The 14,384-nt window shown below is 67.7% G+C and carries 16 protein-coding genes; 3 read left to right on the forward strand and 13 right to left on the reverse strand.

All coding sequences use genetic code 11. The features are described 5' to 3' along the window. Positions 1 to 88: 88 nt before the first annotated feature. Positions 89 to 634, reverse strand: a complete 546-nt coding sequence (locus HNP02_RS23235) for a TetR/AcrR family transcriptional regulator (RefSeq protein WP_184442834.1) — start codon at positions 632 to 634, stop codon at positions 89 to 91. Positions 635 to 807: 173 nt separating this feature from the next. Here HNP02_RS23235 and HNP02_RS23240 point away from each other — a divergent pair, with 173 nt between their 5' ends. Then, on the forward strand, positions 808 to 2,007 hold the full coding sequence (locus HNP02_RS23240; RefSeq protein ID WP_184442835.1) for a cytochrome P450: 1,200 nt from the start codon (positions 808 to 810) through the stop codon (positions 2,005 to 2,007). Positions 2,008 to 2,012: 5 nt separating this feature from the next. Here the strand turns inward: HNP02_RS23240 and HNP02_RS23245 are convergent, their stop codons facing one another. From HNP02_RS23245 to rplS, 4 genes are all read right to left on the reverse strand, one after another. Then, positions 2,013 to 2,318 carry a DUF2469 domain-containing protein gene (locus HNP02_RS23245; RefSeq protein ID WP_102142913.1) on the reverse strand — a complete coding sequence of 102 codons (306 nt, stop codon included), beginning with the start codon at positions 2,316 to 2,318 and terminating at the stop codon, positions 2,013 to 2,015. A gap of 41 nt (positions 2,319 to 2,359) precedes the next feature. Further along, the gene (locus tag HNP02_RS23250) at positions 2,360 to 3,076 is read right to left on the reverse strand and encodes a ribonuclease HII (RefSeq protein WP_255506839.1); all 717 of its coding nucleotides are present in this window, start codon (positions 3,074 to 3,076) and stop codon (positions 2,360 to 2,362) included. Between the two features lie 108 nt (positions 3,077 to 3,184). After that, positions 3,185 to 4,015, reverse strand: a complete 831-nt coding sequence (lepB, locus tag HNP02_RS23255; protein WP_184442836.1) for a signal peptidase I — start codon at positions 4,013 to 4,015, stop codon at positions 3,185 to 3,187. Between the two features lie 77 nt (positions 4,016 to 4,092). Next, positions 4,093 to 4,434 carry a 50S ribosomal protein L19 gene (rplS, locus tag HNP02_RS23260; protein ID WP_184442837.1) on the reverse strand — a complete coding sequence of 114 codons (342 nt, stop codon included), beginning with the start codon at positions 4,432 to 4,434 and terminating at the stop codon, positions 4,093 to 4,095. 359 nt (positions 4,435 to 4,793) lie between these two features. Here rplS and HNP02_RS23265 point away from each other — a divergent pair, with 359 nt between their 5' ends. Beyond that, positions 4,794 to 5,741 carry a hypothetical protein gene (locus tag HNP02_RS23265; protein ID WP_184442838.1) on the forward strand — a complete coding sequence of 316 codons (948 nt, stop codon included), beginning with the start codon at positions 4,794 to 4,796 and terminating at the stop codon, positions 5,739 to 5,741. Here HNP02_RS23265 and trmD read toward each other — a convergent pair. The 8 genes from trmD to HNP02_RS23305 all read right to left on the reverse strand — a co-directional run bounded on the left by trmD (position 5,738) and on the right by HNP02_RS23305 (position 13,250). Then, entirely contained in the window at positions 5,738 to 6,427 is a 690-nt protein-coding gene (trmD, locus tag HNP02_RS23270; protein WP_184442839.1) for a tRNA (guanosine(37)-N1)-methyltransferase TrmD, read from the reverse strand. The genes HNP02_RS23265 and trmD overlap by 4 nt on opposite strands. 10 nt (positions 6,428 to 6,437) lie before the next feature. Beyond that, positions 6,438 to 6,965, reverse strand: a complete 528-nt coding sequence (gene rimM / locus HNP02_RS23275) for a ribosome maturation factor RimM (RefSeq protein WP_184442840.1) — start codon at positions 6,963 to 6,965, stop codon at positions 6,438 to 6,440. A gap of 59 nt (positions 6,966 to 7,024) precedes the next feature. Next, positions 7,025 to 7,267, reverse strand: a complete 243-nt coding sequence (locus HNP02_RS23280; protein WP_140687820.1) for an RNA-binding protein — start codon at positions 7,265 to 7,267, stop codon at positions 7,025 to 7,027. Next, on the reverse strand, positions 7,264 to 7,770 hold the full coding sequence (gene rpsP, locus HNP02_RS23285; RefSeq protein ID WP_184442841.1) for a 30S ribosomal protein S16: 507 nt from the start codon (positions 7,768 to 7,770) through the stop codon (positions 7,264 to 7,266). Before rpsP ends, HNP02_RS23280 begins: the two co-directional genes overlap by 4 nt. A gap of 197 nt (positions 7,771 to 7,967) precedes the next feature. Then, positions 7,968 to 8,396 (reverse strand): nuclear transport factor 2 family protein, encoded by a 429-nt coding sequence (locus HNP02_RS23290; protein ID WP_184442842.1) that lies wholly within the window; start codon positions 8,394 to 8,396, stop codon positions 7,968 to 7,970. Positions 8,397 to 8,444: 48 nt separating this feature from the next. Beyond that, positions 8,445 to 9,662, reverse strand: coding sequence for an osmoprotectant NAGGN system M42 family peptidase (locus tag HNP02_RS23295; RefSeq protein ID WP_184443000.1), 1,218 nt, complete (start codon positions 9,660 to 9,662; stop codon positions 8,445 to 8,447). A gap of 76 nt (positions 9,663 to 9,738) precedes the next feature. Further along, positions 9,739 to 11,436 carry an N-acetylglutaminylglutamine synthetase gene (gene ngg / locus HNP02_RS23300; protein WP_184443001.1) on the reverse strand — a complete coding sequence of 566 codons (1,698 nt, stop codon included), beginning with the start codon at positions 11,434 to 11,436 and terminating at the stop codon, positions 9,739 to 9,741. Beyond that, positions 11,436 to 13,250 (reverse strand): N-acetylglutaminylglutamine amidotransferase, encoded by a 1,815-nt coding sequence (locus tag HNP02_RS23305; RefSeq protein ID WP_184442843.1) that lies wholly within the window; start codon positions 13,248 to 13,250, stop codon positions 11,436 to 11,438. The genes ngg and HNP02_RS23305 overlap by 1 nt, the downstream gene beginning before the upstream one ends. 136 nt (positions 13,251 to 13,386) lie before the next feature. On the opposite strand from HNP02_RS23305, the gene HNP02_RS23310 reads away from it, so the two are divergent. Further along, on the forward strand, positions 13,387 to 14,268 hold the full coding sequence (locus tag HNP02_RS23310; protein WP_184442844.1) for a D-alanyl-D-alanine carboxypeptidase family protein: 882 nt from the start codon (positions 13,387 to 13,389) through the stop codon (positions 14,266 to 14,268). Positions 14,269 to 14,384 lie beyond the last annotated feature (116 nt).

A 14,384-nucleotide genomic window follows, 5' to 3' on the forward strand; every position in this document is an offset into this window, starting at 1 on the left:
CTCGAATCACGTCGACACTGGCGTGTGACGCCCAACACGTCAACACTCATATTATGAGCACATACCCACAATGTAGGTCAAGTGTCGTTTACGGCGCCATCGTGGGCGCGACGAAGCGGCGCACCACCGCCTCCTCCGCGGCAGCGTCTCCGATTGGCCAGAAGAGCAACGCAAGCACCACCCGGACGACCCACCCGGCCGCCGTGGGATCGTCGACCGTCAGCCCGCTGAGTTCGGCCGCGGCGGCGGCCAGCCGGGGCGACTGAAGCAACGAGCGGTTCACGTTGTCCGTCCCCGGCGGCACCTCGAGCAGCGTCGAGGCAACGACATCGGCGCGAATCACGGTCAATGACACCAGAATTGCCTGGACCACCCGCTCCTCGCCGTCGAGTCCATCCACTGCAGCCGCCACTTCCGCCCCGATTCGCGCGATGGACCGGGCGAGCACCCCGTCGCGGAGCTGACGCTTCCCGCCGACATGCCGGTAGACGGTGGCACGCGAACATCCGACCCGTGCCGCGATGTCGTCGATGCTCAAGCGATCGAGACCGTGCAGCGCAGCCGACTCCCCCGCGGCGGCGTAGATCCGCTCGGTCGCCAGTTCCGTGCGATCTCCGCCTGCCAGCCAGTCCATGGCTTGAGACTATCTGATTGATTTGTCGCATCTTGCGACACAATTCCGTGGCGGTCTCCGGTCGACGCTGCTCAGAACCCCGAGTGAGACGCGGTCCGTTGGGCGCGGGCCGGGGCGTTTCTCAATTCCACGAATCGCTTGACACCACCGATTGACCAGCTAAAACTCAAGGGGTGCAAGCTATTTCGGAGCTGTTCGACCCGGCCGTGGTAGAAGACCCGTACCCCTTCTACGCCGAACTGCGCCGCCACAGCCCGGTGCATCGGATTCCTGGCACCGAATTCTTCCTGGTCTCCACCTGGGATGCCGTGCACGAAGCGACGGCACGCGTCGACGACTTCTCCTCGAACCTCACTGCCGCCCTCGTGCACCAGGGTGACGCCATCACGGTGTTCGACATGGACACCGCCGGCTCGGCAGGCCACGTGCTGGCCACTGCCGACGACCCGCACCACGCCGACGAACGCAAGCTGGTGCTGCCGGGACTGGTGGCCAAGCGGATCCGCGCACTCGAGCCGTTCATCGAGCAGACCGCTCAGCGACTGTGGACCGAGACTGCGCTCGACGGCGGCGTCGAGTGGATGTCGGCGATGGGCGACCGGCTGCCAATGACGTTGGTGGCCAAGCTGATCGGACTCCCCGAGGACGACGTGCCCCGGCTCGTCGAGTGGGGCTACGGCAGCACCGAACTGCTCGGCGGCGTCCTAGCCGAGGGACGGCTGCCCAAAGCCGTCGATGCCGCGATCCAACTGGCCGGCTACCTGCACGGCGCCTTCGAAGCCGCCCGGCGTGTCCCCGGCGGCGACCTGCTCGGTGATCTGGCCGCGGCGGCCAACGGCGGCGACGTCGAACCGCATGTCGCGGTGCTGATGCTCGTGCAACTGGTCGGGGCGGGCGGCGAGTCCACCGCCGGTCTGATCGGCAACGCCGCACGGCTGCTGTCCACCCACCCCGAAACCCAGGTCGCCGTGCGGGCAGATCCTGCGCTGATGTCCGCGCTGCTGGAGGAGACGCTGCGCCTGGAGTCACCGTTCCGGGGACACCACCGTCACGTCCTCGCCGACACGGTGCTCGCAGGCACGGACCTGCCCGCTGGCGCGCATCTGCTACTGCTCTGGGGGGCCGCCAACAGGGACGAGGGGGCATTCACCGAGCCGGACCGGCTTCGACTCGACCGGCCATCGCCACGGGCCCACCTGGCGTTCGGCAAGGGGCTGCACTTCTGCGTCGGGGCGGCGCTGGCCCGCACGGAGGCCCGGATCGCGATTGGCACCTTGCTGGCGAACACCAGCGGGTTCGGTCTGGCCGAGGCGCAGTGGCTGCCGAGCATCATGGTCCGCCGTCACCGACGGTTACAGCTGACGCTGGCGTGACCGTGTCAGTCGGGCAGCCGCAGCTCGGGCTTCTCGACCTCTTCGATGTTGACGTCCTTGAACGTGATCACCCGCACCTGTTTGACGAAGCGGGCAGGCCGGTACATGTCCCACACCCAGGCGTCGGCGAGACGCAGTTCGAAATAGACCTCGCCGTCGGAGTTGCGCGGCACCAGCTCGACACTGTTGGCGAGGTAGAAGCGTCGCTCGGTCTCGACGACGTAGCTGAACTGCCCCACGATGTCCTTGTATTCGCGGTACAGCGAGAGCTCCATCTCGGTTTCGTACTTCTCGAGATCCTCGGCACTCATCGGTTCAGCGGTCCTTCTGTCGGTGTGGCGTTCATCATTCCTCAACCCAGTTCGCCATGCTGCGCTGCCTCCCCGCCGGACCCGGCGTCGGGCACCCTATAGGGCGCGGAGACCAACCTTCGCACGTTGACGAACGAGTAGCGGTGCTGGCTACACGGCCCCAGTTCGGCCAGCGCGGCGGTGTGCGCCGGGGTGCTGTAGCCCTTGTGCTCGGCGAAACCGTAGCCAGGGTGGTCGGCCTCCATCGCGACCATCAGCCGGTCGCGACTGACCTTGGCCAGCACGCTCGCTGCGGCGATGCAGGCCGCGGCGGCATCCCCTCCCACGACCGGCAGCGACGGCATCGGCAGGCCAGGCACGCGGAACCCGTCGCTCAGTACGTATCCCGGCCGCACCGGCAGACCGGCAACGGCCCTTCGCATGCCCTCGATGTTGGCGACGTGCACGCCGCGGCGGTCCACCTCGGTCGATGGGATGAACACCACGTGATAGGCCAGCGCGTAGCGGCGGATCAGTGGAAACAGCCGTTCCCGTTCGCGCTCCTGGAGCTTCTTGGAGTCGTCGAGGGCGGCCAGGCTCTCGAGCCGGTTGGGCCCGAGCACGCACGCCGCGACCACCAACGGGCCGGCGCACGCCCCGCGGCCGACCTCGTCGACCCCGGCCACCGGGCCGAGGCCGCCTCGGTACAGGGCGGATTCGAGCGTGCGCAGCCCACCGGACTTCCGGATCACCGCCCGGGGCGGCCAGGTCGCCGGCAAGCTCAGGCCCTCTGCTCTTCGCGCAAGCAGCTCATCGCTGCCCTCTGCTCTTCGCGCAAGCGGCTCATCGCTGCCCTCTGCTCTTCGCGCAAGCGGCTCATCGCCCTCCTACGGGGAGGTCTGCGGATTCACACTGCTGACGCCGCCCCAGCGCGACGGCGGCCATGCAATGAAACGCGCCTTGCCGATCACGTTGCCCACCGGCACGGTGCCCGCCATGGGATCACCGGTGCACAGCAGGCCGCGCTGTGCGTCGGCGGGCAGGTTGGAGCAGTGTGCGCGCGAGTCGGCGGAATGGGTGCGGTTGTCGCCCATCACCCAGAGCCGGCCGTCGGGGACCTTCACGGGCCCGAACTCGTTGCCCAGGCACGGGTAGATGGCGGGGTCGGCCATCATCGTCGTCGGGTCGAGGTAGGGCTCGTGCAGCTTCTTGCCGTCGACGGTGAGTCCGGTGGCGGCGCGGCATTCGACGGTCTGGCCGCCGGTCGCGATCACGCGCTTGACCAGATCGTTCTCGTCGGGCGGAACGAAACCGACGAACGACAACACGTTCTGCACCCAGCGGATGGCCGGGTTGTCGGAGCGGATCGACTTGTAGCCGATGTTCCACGACGGCGGGCCCTTGAACACCACCACGTCGCCGGGTTCCGGCGAGGAGAACCGGTAGGTCATCTTGTCGACCATGATCCGGTCGCCGACGCAGCCGGTGCAGCCGTGCAACGTCGGTTCCATCGACTCGGACGGAATCAGATAGGGCCTGGCGACGAACGTCAGCATCACGTAGTACAGGACGACCGCGATGGTCACCAGGATTGCGGCTTCACGCACCGCGCCGCGCTTGCGTTCCGGCGGATCCGATGTCGCGTCCTCGACGCCGTCTTCGGTATCGGCAGCGTCTTCGGTATCGGCAGCGTCGGTGGCGTCGGTGGATCCAGTCACGCCATCAGAGTAGCCAGGGCGATGTCTACCGCCGCGGCGCAAGAGCCCCAACGGTCACACCCGTCCCCGGTGCGACGTCAGCGCTTCTCCTTGATCTTGGCCTTCTTGCCCCGCAGCTCGCGCAAGTAGTACAGCTTCGCGCGGCGCACGTCACCACGGGTGACGAGCTCGATGTGGTCGATGGTGGGCGAGTGCACCGGGAACGTGCGCTCGACGCCAACGCCGTAGCTCTCCTTGCGCACCGTGAACGTCTCGCGCACGCCGCCACCCTGACGGCGCAGCACGACACCCTTGAAGACCTGGATGCGCTCCTTGGAGCCCTCGATGACCTTCACGTGCACGTTGATGGTGTCTCCGGGGCCGAAGGCCGGAATGTCGTCGCGTAGCGACGCCTGATCGACGAAGTCCAGCGTGTTCATCGGTGACACTTCCTTGCTGTTCGCGGCTGCGGGCAGTCCGTCATGATTGCGACGTGGTGGCCGAGCCGAAGTCTCGTACTTTGGGTTCATCTCGCAGCAGACGGAGGCCCAAAAACCTTGGGCGCGATCCCCGACGTGCGCAGACAACTGCTCAATTGTGCCAGATGGCGCCCTAGCGGCGAAATCGCGTCGTCCGGGCCACCCTCCGACCTCGTCGACAACACACGCAACACCCCGGCCGTCTGAGGGCGCAGAGCAAGCCCGGAGCGGTTACAGTTGCCCCCACTGGACTGGGTCGCAACAGCCAGTCCTACCGTAGATCCCGAACGTCTCGTCACACCCCTTTCACGAGGAGGGCCATGCACCGGCGGCCGTCGACGCTGCTGATGGTCAGCGCAATGACGGCGGCCGTCGTGACGGTGGTAGCAGGCTGCGAGGCCAAGGTGTACGGCACCCCTCCCTCGCGGTCAGGCGGTCCGCAGCTCACCGTCGTCGCTCCGCTGGGCAGCATGGCCCCGCTGCCGGAGGTCCCGCCGGACGAGCCTGCCGCCGCGTTCTCGGGGCTGGCAAGTCGCGAGACGCAGGCCACGACCGAGGCCGCCAAGTCCGGCGCAGAGATCAGCTCTGCGGTGCTCGACCGGAACACCGGCCAGCTCATCACAAACGGCAACGTCGGCACGATCGCCATCGCCTCGGTGGTGAAGCTGTTCATCGCCGATGACGTGCTGCTGCAGGAGTCCAAGGGCCAGACGGTGCTGACGCCCGCCGACCGGGCATCGCTCGACGTCATGCTGCGGGCGTCGGATGACAGCGCGGCCGAGAACTTCTGGAATCGCAGCGGCGGCAGCGCGATCATCAACCGGGTCGTCGCACGCTACGGGTTGGGTTCGACGCATGCGCCGAACAACGGACGCTGGTTCAACACGACCAGCACGGTGACCGACCTCGTGCACTACTACGACATGCTGTTGGCAGGCACCGGCGGATTGCCGCCAGAGCAGGCCAGCATCATCCTGTCCAACCTGGCGGCATCGACGCCGACGGCGCCGGACGGGATGGTGCCCGGCGGGATCTACCCGCAGCGGTTCGGCATCCCCGAAGGGCTGTACGCCGAACCCGTTGCCGTCAAACAGGGTTGGATGTGCTGCATCGGCTCCGACTGGATGCACCTGTCCACCGGCGTCATCGGACCGGACCGCCGCTACGTCATGGCGATCAGCTCCCTGCAGCCCACGGGCGATGCCTCCGCCGCACGTCAGGCCATCACCCAGGCCGTGAAGACGATGTTCCCCGGCGGGTCGATCTAGCGGTCCTGCGGGTCCAGCAGATCCGGGCGTCGTTCACGCGTGCGCGCCATTGACTGTTCGTGTCGCCAGGCAGCCACCTTCGCGTGATCGCCTGATAGCAGCACCGCGGGTACGTCGAGGCCGCGCCAGCTGACCGGCCTGGTGTAGCTCGGCCCCTCCAGCAGTCCGTCCGAATGTGAATCATCTTGGTGCGAAACGGGATTGCCCAGCACGTCGGGCAGAAGGCGAACCACCGCCTCGATCATGACGAGGGCCGCGGACTCACCGCCGGGCAGCACGTAGTCGCCGATCGACACCTCCTCGACCCGCATGCGGCGGGCGGCGTCGTCAGCGACCCGCTGGTCGATCCCCTCGTAACGGCCGCACGCGAACACTAGGTGCGACTCGTCGGTCCAGCGCTCGGCGTCGAGCTGCGTGAACGGTCGACCCGCTGGCGTTGGCACGACGAGAAGCGTGTCTTCCGAACAGATCTCGTCCAGTGCCTCGCCCCATATCGGGGCCGTCATGACCATGCCGGGGCCGCCGCCGTAGGGCGAGTTGTCGACCGAGCGGTGGACGTCCTTGGTCCAGCGGCGCAGATCGTGCACGCCGAGTTCGACGATGCCCGTGTCGATCGCCTTGCCGGGCAGCGACTGTCGCAACGGCTCGAGGTAGTCGGGGAAGATCGTGACGACGTCAATACGCATGGTCGAACGCCTAGATCGAATCCAGATCGAGCAGGCCGTCAGGCGGCTCGATCTCGATCCCGCCGGACAGCGACACCGACGTCACGATGGCACTCACGAACGGCACCAGCACTTCGGCGTCGTCATCGGCCTTGACCGACAACAACTCCCCCGCCGCGGTGTGCAGCACCTCGGCGACCACGCCGACGTCGACACCGGCGACGGTGCGCACCCGCAGGCCCTCCAACTGGTGGTCGTAGAACTCGTCGGGGTCGTCGATCGGCGGGAGGTCGGCGGCGTCGACGAGGAACAGGGTGCCCCGCAGTGCATCGGCGCCGTTTCGGTCGGCAATCCCCGTCAGGCGAACCAGCAGTCGGCCGGCATGCTCACGGACGGTCTCGACGACGTAGTCGCGCTCAGGGCCACCGCCTCGGCCGGGCCTGCCGCGCAACGTCTTACCCGGTGCGAATCGCAGGTGAGGATCGTCGGTGCGGACGTCGACGACGACTTCACCGGTGATGCCGTGTGCCTTGGCGACCCGCCCGACAACGAGGTCCATATCTACTCCCGGGTCGCTGCGATGGAGCCGCGCTTGCGTGGACTGCCCGCCGAACCGATTTACTGGTCGGTGTCCACCACGTCGACGCGGATGCCACGGCCGCCGATGCCTGCGACCAGGGTGCGCAGGGCAGTGGCGGTGCGACCGCCGCGGCCGATGACCTTGCCAAGGTCCTCGGGGTGAACGTGCACCTCGACAGTGCGTCCGCGGCGGTTGGTCACCATGTCGACGCGAACGTCGTCGGGGTTGTCGACGATCCCGCGCACCAGGTGCTCGACGGCGTCGACGACGACAGTGCTCATTCGGCTGCGGCGTCGGCGGGTGCTGCCTCGGCGGGCGCCTCGGCGGTCTCGGCGGGTGCTGCCTCGGCGGTCTCGGCAGGCGCCTCAGCTGCGGCGTCGTCGGCCTTCTTGGCCGGAGCCTTCTTCTTCTTGGCGGTGGTCGCATCGCCCGACGGAGCGTTGTCGGCGGCGGCCAGCGCGGCGTTGAACAGGTCCAGCTTGCTGGTCTTGGGCTCCGCGACCCTCAGCGTGCCCTCGGTCCCCGGCAGGCCCTTGAACTTCTGCCAGTCGCCGGTGATCTTCAGCAGGGCGAGGACGGCCTCGGTGGGCTGGGCGCCGACGCCGAGCCAGTACAGCGCGCGCTCCGAGTTGATCTCGATGACGCTGGGATCTTCCTTCGGGTGGTACCGGCCGAGGACCTCGATGGAGCGTCCGTCGCGGCGGTTGCGCGCGTCGGCGACGGCGATGCGGTACTGGGGATTGCGGATCTTGCCGAAGCGGGCGAGCTTGATCTTGACAGCCATGGTCTTGCGTTTCTCCTGTGATTGCCACGCTTGCAATTCAGGCGACTCCGGCGGGATGCCGGGTCCGGTTTTGCCTTGCGTGTGTGACCGACGTGCAGCGCATCGCGCGAAGGCGAACCGGGTCGCACGTCAGACAGCCGCCCATTGTGCCAGAACAGGCCCTATGGATGAAAATCCCAGGGTTCAGACGACTCGGTTCAGACGATGCGGTCGAAGCACTTCGTCTCGACGCGGCGCGTCATCCGCCAGCCGTCGACAGTGCGAACGAACTCGTCGTCGTACCAGAGCCCGCAGAACAGCACCTGGCCATCGTCGCCGAGGACCATCGGGTTGAAGCAGAGGATCCGCGACTTTGCAGTGTCCCCGGTGGTGTCACGCGTGACTCTCACGTCGAAGTTGCCGATCAGATGCGAGTACGCCGGGAAGTTCGGCAGTATCTCCGACAGCCACTTCTTCACGTCGGGAAACTGGCCGTCGATGCCGCCCATCGCCCGGTAGTCGATGTAGGCGTCGGAGGTGAACACCTGGTCGAGGTCGTCGAACCGGCGCGTGTCGATCGCCGTCGAATAGGCCACCAGCAGTTGTTGGATCTCGAGACGGTCGGAGATCTCTTCCAGACTCAGCACGAATCGATTGAACACCCACCGATGTGACGACCGTCTCCCGGCCGGACGTCAGGCCTGCGGACCCTCTGCAGGCGGCCAATGCTCCCCTGGCGAAACGTCTCCAGGCTCGGTGAAGTCACCGCGGGACAGCGGCACCCACTGCTCAGTGGGTGCAGGCTGCTTCGACGATGGGAAGTCGCGAAGCTTGCCCGAGGGCTTGGCGTCCCACGTCGCGAACGTCAGCGTGGTGCCTAGCCAGCTCTCCAACAGCAAGTAGCACGCCTCCAGCGAATCCAGGTGGCTCCGTTCCCAGCCGTGGCTGCCGTCGAGCCCGAAGGCGATGAGAGCGGCGCGGGTGTTGGCGCCCGCCTCGATCGCCGCGGCCGCATCGGAGCGGTAGAACCGGAAGATGTCGCGGGCATGCGCGATGCCGTGCTCCTTGGCCAGACGCAACAGGTTGCGCGTCAAGTGGTAGTCGAACGGGCCGTGCATGTCGGCCATCGGGATGGTCACGCCGTGCTCGAGTGAATGCTGGCCCGGCGCGCACACGGCGTTGTCGACCGAAACCAGCTCGGCGACGTCCGGCGGCAGTCCGCTGCTGGCGCCGTGCCCGACCTCCTCGGTGATGGTGATCATGATCGTCGTGCGGTGAGGCAGCACGATCTTCTGTTCGGCGACGGTCTTCGCAAGGGCGAGCGCGACCGCCACCCCAGCCTTGCCGTCGAGGTGTCTCGAGACGATGAAGCCGTCCTCGGTGAGCTCGGGGCTGGTGATGAACGCCACGAAGTCGCCGATGTTCAGCCCGAGGGCGACGAGGTCCTCGCGGCTCGAGACGTTGCGGTCGATCCGGACTTCGACGTGGTCCCAATCAGTCGGCTGCGTGTCGATCTCGTCCCCATATGCGTGCCCGGAAGCCTTGAGCGGCATGACGGTTCCCGTGAAGAACTCGTCGACGTCGTCGGTGAAGATCCGCACCCGGGCCCCGGCGGCGAACCGTGCCGAGAAGGTGCCAACCGGAACCAGCTCGAGTCGGCCGTTGTCCTTCAGCTCGCGCACCATGCATCCGATGGTGTCGGCGTGGACGACGATCGCGCGGTCGGTGGTGGCCGACTCCCCCGGCAGTTCCGCCGTGAGCGCGCCGCGGCGGGTCAGCGTGAACGGCACCCCGAGCTCGTCGAGGATGCCGCCGATCAACTGCATCACCGCGTCGGTGCGCCCCGAGGGACTCGGGGTCTGCAGCAGCGAGAGCAGCGTGTCGATCATCCAGCTGCGGTCCGCTTCCGGCATCCGTGCGGCGGTGGTCACAGGGTCAGTCAAGGTTGCCTTCCAAGGTTCGAAGTGGTCGCCGCGAGCCCATCGACCGTCAGGCCTGCTCCACCGGGTCGGGCTGCCAGGCCCATGGCGTCGCTGCAGTGCGCGGGAAGAGCAGATCCACGAACGCCTGCGCCGTCGGCCGTGGCTCGTGATTCGCCAGGCCGGGTCGCTCGTTGGCCTCGATGAACGCGTACTCCTCGCCTGACACCGACGGCACGATCAGGTCGATGCCGGTGACCGGGATGCCGATGGCGTCCGCGACATCCACGGCCACCTTGGCCAGTTTCGGGTTCAGGTCGTCGGTGACGTCGCGGATGGTTCCTCCCGTGTGCAGGTTCGCCGTCCGCCGTACGACGAGACGCTCGTTGGCCGGCAGGACGTCGTCCATGCTCCAGCCCGCCTCGCGCACGGTGTCGGTGGTGACGTCGTCGAGCGGGATCGTGGACTCCCCGTGGGTGGCGGCCGCACGCCGTCGGCTCTGCGCCTCGACGAGCTGGCGGACGGTGTGCTGGCCGCTGCCGACCACCTCCGCCGGGCAGCGCAGCGCGGCGGCGATCACCTTGCCGCCGATGACCACGATGCGCAGATCCTCACCTTCGCATCGTTGTTCCAGCAGGACGTCGGGACAGTGCTCCGCGGCGAAGGCGATTGCGCGGTCGAGGTCCTCGGGCCGCGTTACCCCGACGGTGATTCCGGCGCCCTGCTCGCCGCGCGCCGGTTTCACTACGACCGAGCCGACCTTGCGCAGGAAGTCGTGGTCATCGTCGGTGAAGGTCGCCGTTCTGCCCTCCGGCACGCTGATGCCTGCGTCGGCGACGACCCTTCTGGCGACGCGCTTGTCGTCGCAGCGGCTCATCGCGACGGCATTGGTCAACTCGGACAACGACTCCCGCGTGACGACGCTGGTGCCGCCGTGGGTGAGCTTGAGGTAACCGCCCTTGGCGTCGAGCACCTGGACGGCGATGCCGCGCATGATCGCCTCGTCGGCGATGATGCGGGCATACGGGTTCAGCTGGGCCAGTTCTTCTTCGGCCATCACGGGTGCGAAGAGCCGCTCGTTGATGGCGTTCTTGCGCTTGATGCCGAGCGTCGGGACGCGGACGAACCCCATCCGCTCGTAGAGCGCGATGGCGCCCTCGTTGTCGTGCAGCACCGACAGATCCATCTGCGAGCGTCCCCGCCGTATGAACTCCTCGATCAGCGAGCGCACCAGCAGTCCGCCCACCCCCGGCCGGGACAGCGTCGGGTCGACCGCAAGGCACCACAGGCTTGACCCGTTGTCCTCGTCACCGAAGAGCTGGGCGTGGTCGATCCCGGTCACGGTGCCGACCAGCTGGCCGGTCTCGTCGTCCGTGGCGACCAGGTACACCATGTGCGGCTCGGAGTGACTGTTGTTCCACATCAGCTCGACGTCGGCTGGCACCATGCGGCACTGCACATAGATCTGGTTGATGGCCGCGCAGTCCTCGATGGAATTCACCGGTCGCACCGACAGCCCGGGCACCGACGGCGGCTGGTACTGGCCGGGCTCGGCGAATTGCAGCTGGTAGGTGAAGCTCGGGTCGATGAAGAACTCCTGCGGATGCAGGGCGACGAAGACGTGCGGTGCGTCGAGGTACATCCCGATGTCGCGACGGCCGCTGGCCTCCGCACGCAAGGCCGTGCCGAACTGCTCGGGGTCGTCGAAGGTCTGGCCGAACACCAGCCTGCCCCAGCCGAGGTCCTGGACGACGGCCTCCGTGGCCATCACGACGCCACCCCGTCGACGTGGCGGGCGAGCCACAGCTCGAGCAGGCCGAGCTGCCAGAGCGGGTTCCCGCGCAGCGGCGTGAGGTTGCCGTTGGGCTCCGCGAGCAGCCCGTCGACCGCCTCGGGCGCGAACAGTCCGCGATCGCGTGCCGAAGCACTGTGCAGCGCGTCCCGAACCAGGTCGAGGTACGGCCCTTCCAGGTGTTTGAGCGCAGGCACAGGGAAGTACCCCTTGGGCCGGTCGATGACGGCGTCGGGGATCACCCGGCGCGCGGCCTCCTTCAAAACGCCCTTGCCGCCGTGCGCCGTCTTCAGGTGCGGCGGGCAGGTGGCCGCCAGTTCGACCAACTCGTGGTCGAGGAACGGCACGCGCCCCTCGAGGCCCCACGCCATGGTCATGTTGTCGACCCGCTTCACCGGGTCGTCGACCAGCATCACGGTGGTGTCCAGCCGCAGCGCCCGGTCGGTGGCCGTCGCGGCGCCCGGATGCGCGAAGTGCTCGAACACGAATCGATCGGATACGTCGGCGTCCAGCCGCCATCGCGGTTGCAGCAGCCGGTTCACCGCGGCGTGGTCGCGGTCGAAGAACGCCCGCCGATAGCTCGCCAAGGCGTCGTCGACGCTGTCGTCTCCTGCGTGGGCCATCGGCGGGTACCAGTGGTAGCCGGCGAAGATCTCGTCGGCGCCCTGACCGGACTGCACCACCTTGACGTGCTTGCTCACCTCTTCGGACAACAGGTAGAACGCCACGCAGTCGTGGCTCACCATCGGTTCGCTCATCGCCCCGACCGCACCCGCGAGCGAGGGCAGCATGCGGGCGGTGTCGATCCGGATCTGGTGGTGGTCGGTGCCGTACTCGCGGGCGATGACGTCGGAGTACTTGAACTCGTCGCCCTCCTCACCCCCTGCGGCTTCGAAGCCGATCGAGAAGGTCGCAAGGCCGTGCTGGCCTGCCTCGGCGAGCAGTCCGACGATCAGGCTGGAGTCCAGCCCGCCCGACAGCAGGCAACCCACCGGCACGTCGGCGACCAGCCGGCGCTCCACCGCGGTGCGCAGCGAGGCGAGGACGGCCTCCTCCCACTCCGAGTCCGACCAGTTGGCCCGCTCCGCCGACCGCTCGAACACCGGCTCCCAATAGGTTTCCTCGGTCCGCTTGCCGTCCGGCTCGATGCGCATGATCGTGCCGGGAGGCAGCTTGTGAACGCCGCGCAGGATGGTGTGCGGCGCGGGCACGACGGAGTGGAAGGTCAGGTAGTGATGCAGGGCCACCGGGTCGATCTCGGTGTCCACTCCGCCGGCGGCCACTAGGGCGGGCAGCGACGAGGCGAACCGCAGGCTGCTGCAGCCGTGCCCCTCGGAGGTCTCGCACCAGTACAGCGGCTTGACGCCGAGGCGGTCCCTGGCCAGCACCACGCGTCCGGTGTCGAGTTCGGTGACGGCGAAGGCGAACATCCCGAAGAGGTGGTCGACCACCCGCTCGCCCCATTCGCGGTAGCCCTTGAGGATCACCTCGGTGTCGCTGTGGGAGAAGAAACGGTAGCCCTTGGCCAGCAGTTGGCGGCGCAACTCCGGGTAGTTGTAGATGCACCCGTTGAATGCGACGGTGAGCCCGAGTTCGGGGTCGTGCATGGGCTGGTGGCCGTGGGTGGACAGGTCGATGATCGACAGCCGCCGGTGTCCGAGGGCCACTCCACCGCGCGCCCAGACACCGCTGCTGTCAGGGCCGCGGGACTCCATGGCCGCCGTCATCGCCTCGATGGCCGCGAGGTTGGCCGGGCGCCCTCGAGCGATCTCTCCGGCGATGCCACACATGAATACGAGCTCCTTTGGGTCACCGGGGTTCGTGCAGCGGGTAACCACGCGGCACGCTGCTCAAACACCAAGATCAATTCCGGTGGGACTGCGCACAGGATATGGGCACCAGGTGCAACCGTTAGGCTCGGCGACGATGTTCAGACGATCGCTGACCGCCGCCCTTGGGGCCGCCCTGCTCACCGCTACACTGCTCACCTCGCCTTCCGCAGGGGCTGACGTCGACGTCCAGCCCGCAGGCACGGCAGAGATTCCGGAGGGTCCCGCGCCTGCCTGGATCGTCGCAGACATGGACACCGGCCAGATCCTCGCTGGGCGCGACGAGTACGCCAGGCACGCACCAGCCAGCACGATCAAGACGCTGTTGGCGCTGGTCGTCCTCGACGAACTGCCACTGGATGCCACCGTGGTCGCCGACGAGGCCGACGCCACGACGGAGTGCAACTGCGCAGGCGTCAAGGCCGGCCGCACGTACACGATGACGGAACTCCTCGACGGCCTGCTCTTGGTCTCGGGCAACGACGCCGCCAACACCCTGGCGCACATGCTTGGCGGCAGGGACGTCGCCGTGGCGAAGATGAACGCCAAGGCCGCCTCACTCGGTGCCAACGACACCCAAGCGGGGTCGCCGTCGGGGCTGAACGGGCCAGGCATCGACGGGTACACCACCGCGCACGACCTGACCGTCATCTTCCGTGCGGCACTGGCCAATCCGGTCTTCGCCGGGATCACGTCGTCCCCGTCTGCGCCGTTCCCTGGGGACGCCGGGCCGGTGATGCTGCTCAACCAGGACGAGATGCTTGGCCGCTATCCGGGCATGCTCGGTGGCAAGACCGGGTTCACCGACGTCGCTCGCAAGACATTCGTCGGCGCAGCGCAGCGCGATGGTCGACGGCTGCTGGTCGCCATGATGTACGGCCTCGTCACGGAGGGCGGCCCCACCTACTGGGACCAGGCGACGAGCCTGTTGGACTGGGGTTTCGCGCAGGACCGGTCGGTGAGCATCGGCTCGCTGTAGGCGCGAGGCTTCTGCGCCGACTTCTGCGCACGGGTCGTGGCACGCGACCGAAAGCAACCCCCACGCAGAACTCGACGCGGCCGTAAACCCGATACCCGACGGAGACCCGATCGCGC

It is taken from the genome of Mycobacterium sp. AZCC_0083 (assembly GCF_014202335.1).
Lineage (GTDB): Bacteria > Actinomycetota > Actinomycetes > Mycobacteriales > Mycobacteriaceae > Mycobacterium.

Coding starts and splice junctions, on each gene's coding strand:
- HNP02_RS23235 (WP_184442834.1), bottom strand. CDS start 634: ATGGACTGGCTGGCAGGCGGAGATCGCACGGAACTGGCGACCGAGCGG.
- HNP02_RS23245 (WP_102142913.1), bottom strand. CDS start 2,318: ATGAGTGCCGAGGATCTCGAGAAGTACGAAACCGAGATGGAGCTCTCG.
- rplS (WP_184442837.1), bottom strand. CDS start 4,434: ATGAACACGCTGGACTTCGTCGATCAGGCGTCGCTACGCGACGACATT.
- HNP02_RS23265 (WP_184442838.1), top strand. CDS start 4,794: ATGCACCGGCGGCCGTCGACGCTGCTGATGGTCAGCGCAATGACGGCG.
- trmD (WP_184442839.1), bottom strand. CDS start 6,427: ATGCGTATTGACGTCGTCACGATCTTCCCCGACTACCTCGAGCCGTTG.
- rimM (WP_184442840.1), bottom strand. CDS start 6,965: ATGGACCTCGTTGTCGGGCGGGTCGCCAAGGCACACGGCATCACCGGT.
- HNP02_RS23280 (WP_140687820.1), bottom strand. CDS start 7,267: ATGAGCACTGTCGTCGTCGACGCCGTCGAGCACCTGGTGCGCGGGATC.
- rpsP (WP_184442841.1), bottom strand. CDS start 7,770: ATGGCTGTCAAGATCAAGCTCGCCCGCTTCGGCAAGATCCGCAATCCC.
- HNP02_RS23295 (WP_184443000.1), bottom strand. CDS start 9,662: ATGCCGGAAGCGGACCGCAGCTGGATGATCGACACGCTGCTCTCGCTG.
- ngg (WP_184443001.1), bottom strand. CDS start 11,436: ATGGCCACGGAGGCCGTCGTCCAGGACCTCGGCTGGGGCAGGCTGGTG.
- HNP02_RS23305 (WP_184442843.1), bottom strand. CDS start 13,250: ATGTGTGGCATCGCCGGAGAGATCGCTCGAGGGCGCCCGGCCAACCTC.
- HNP02_RS23310 (WP_184442844.1), top strand. CDS start 13,387: ATGTTCAGACGATCGCTGACCGCCGCCCTTGGGGCCGCCCTGCTCACC.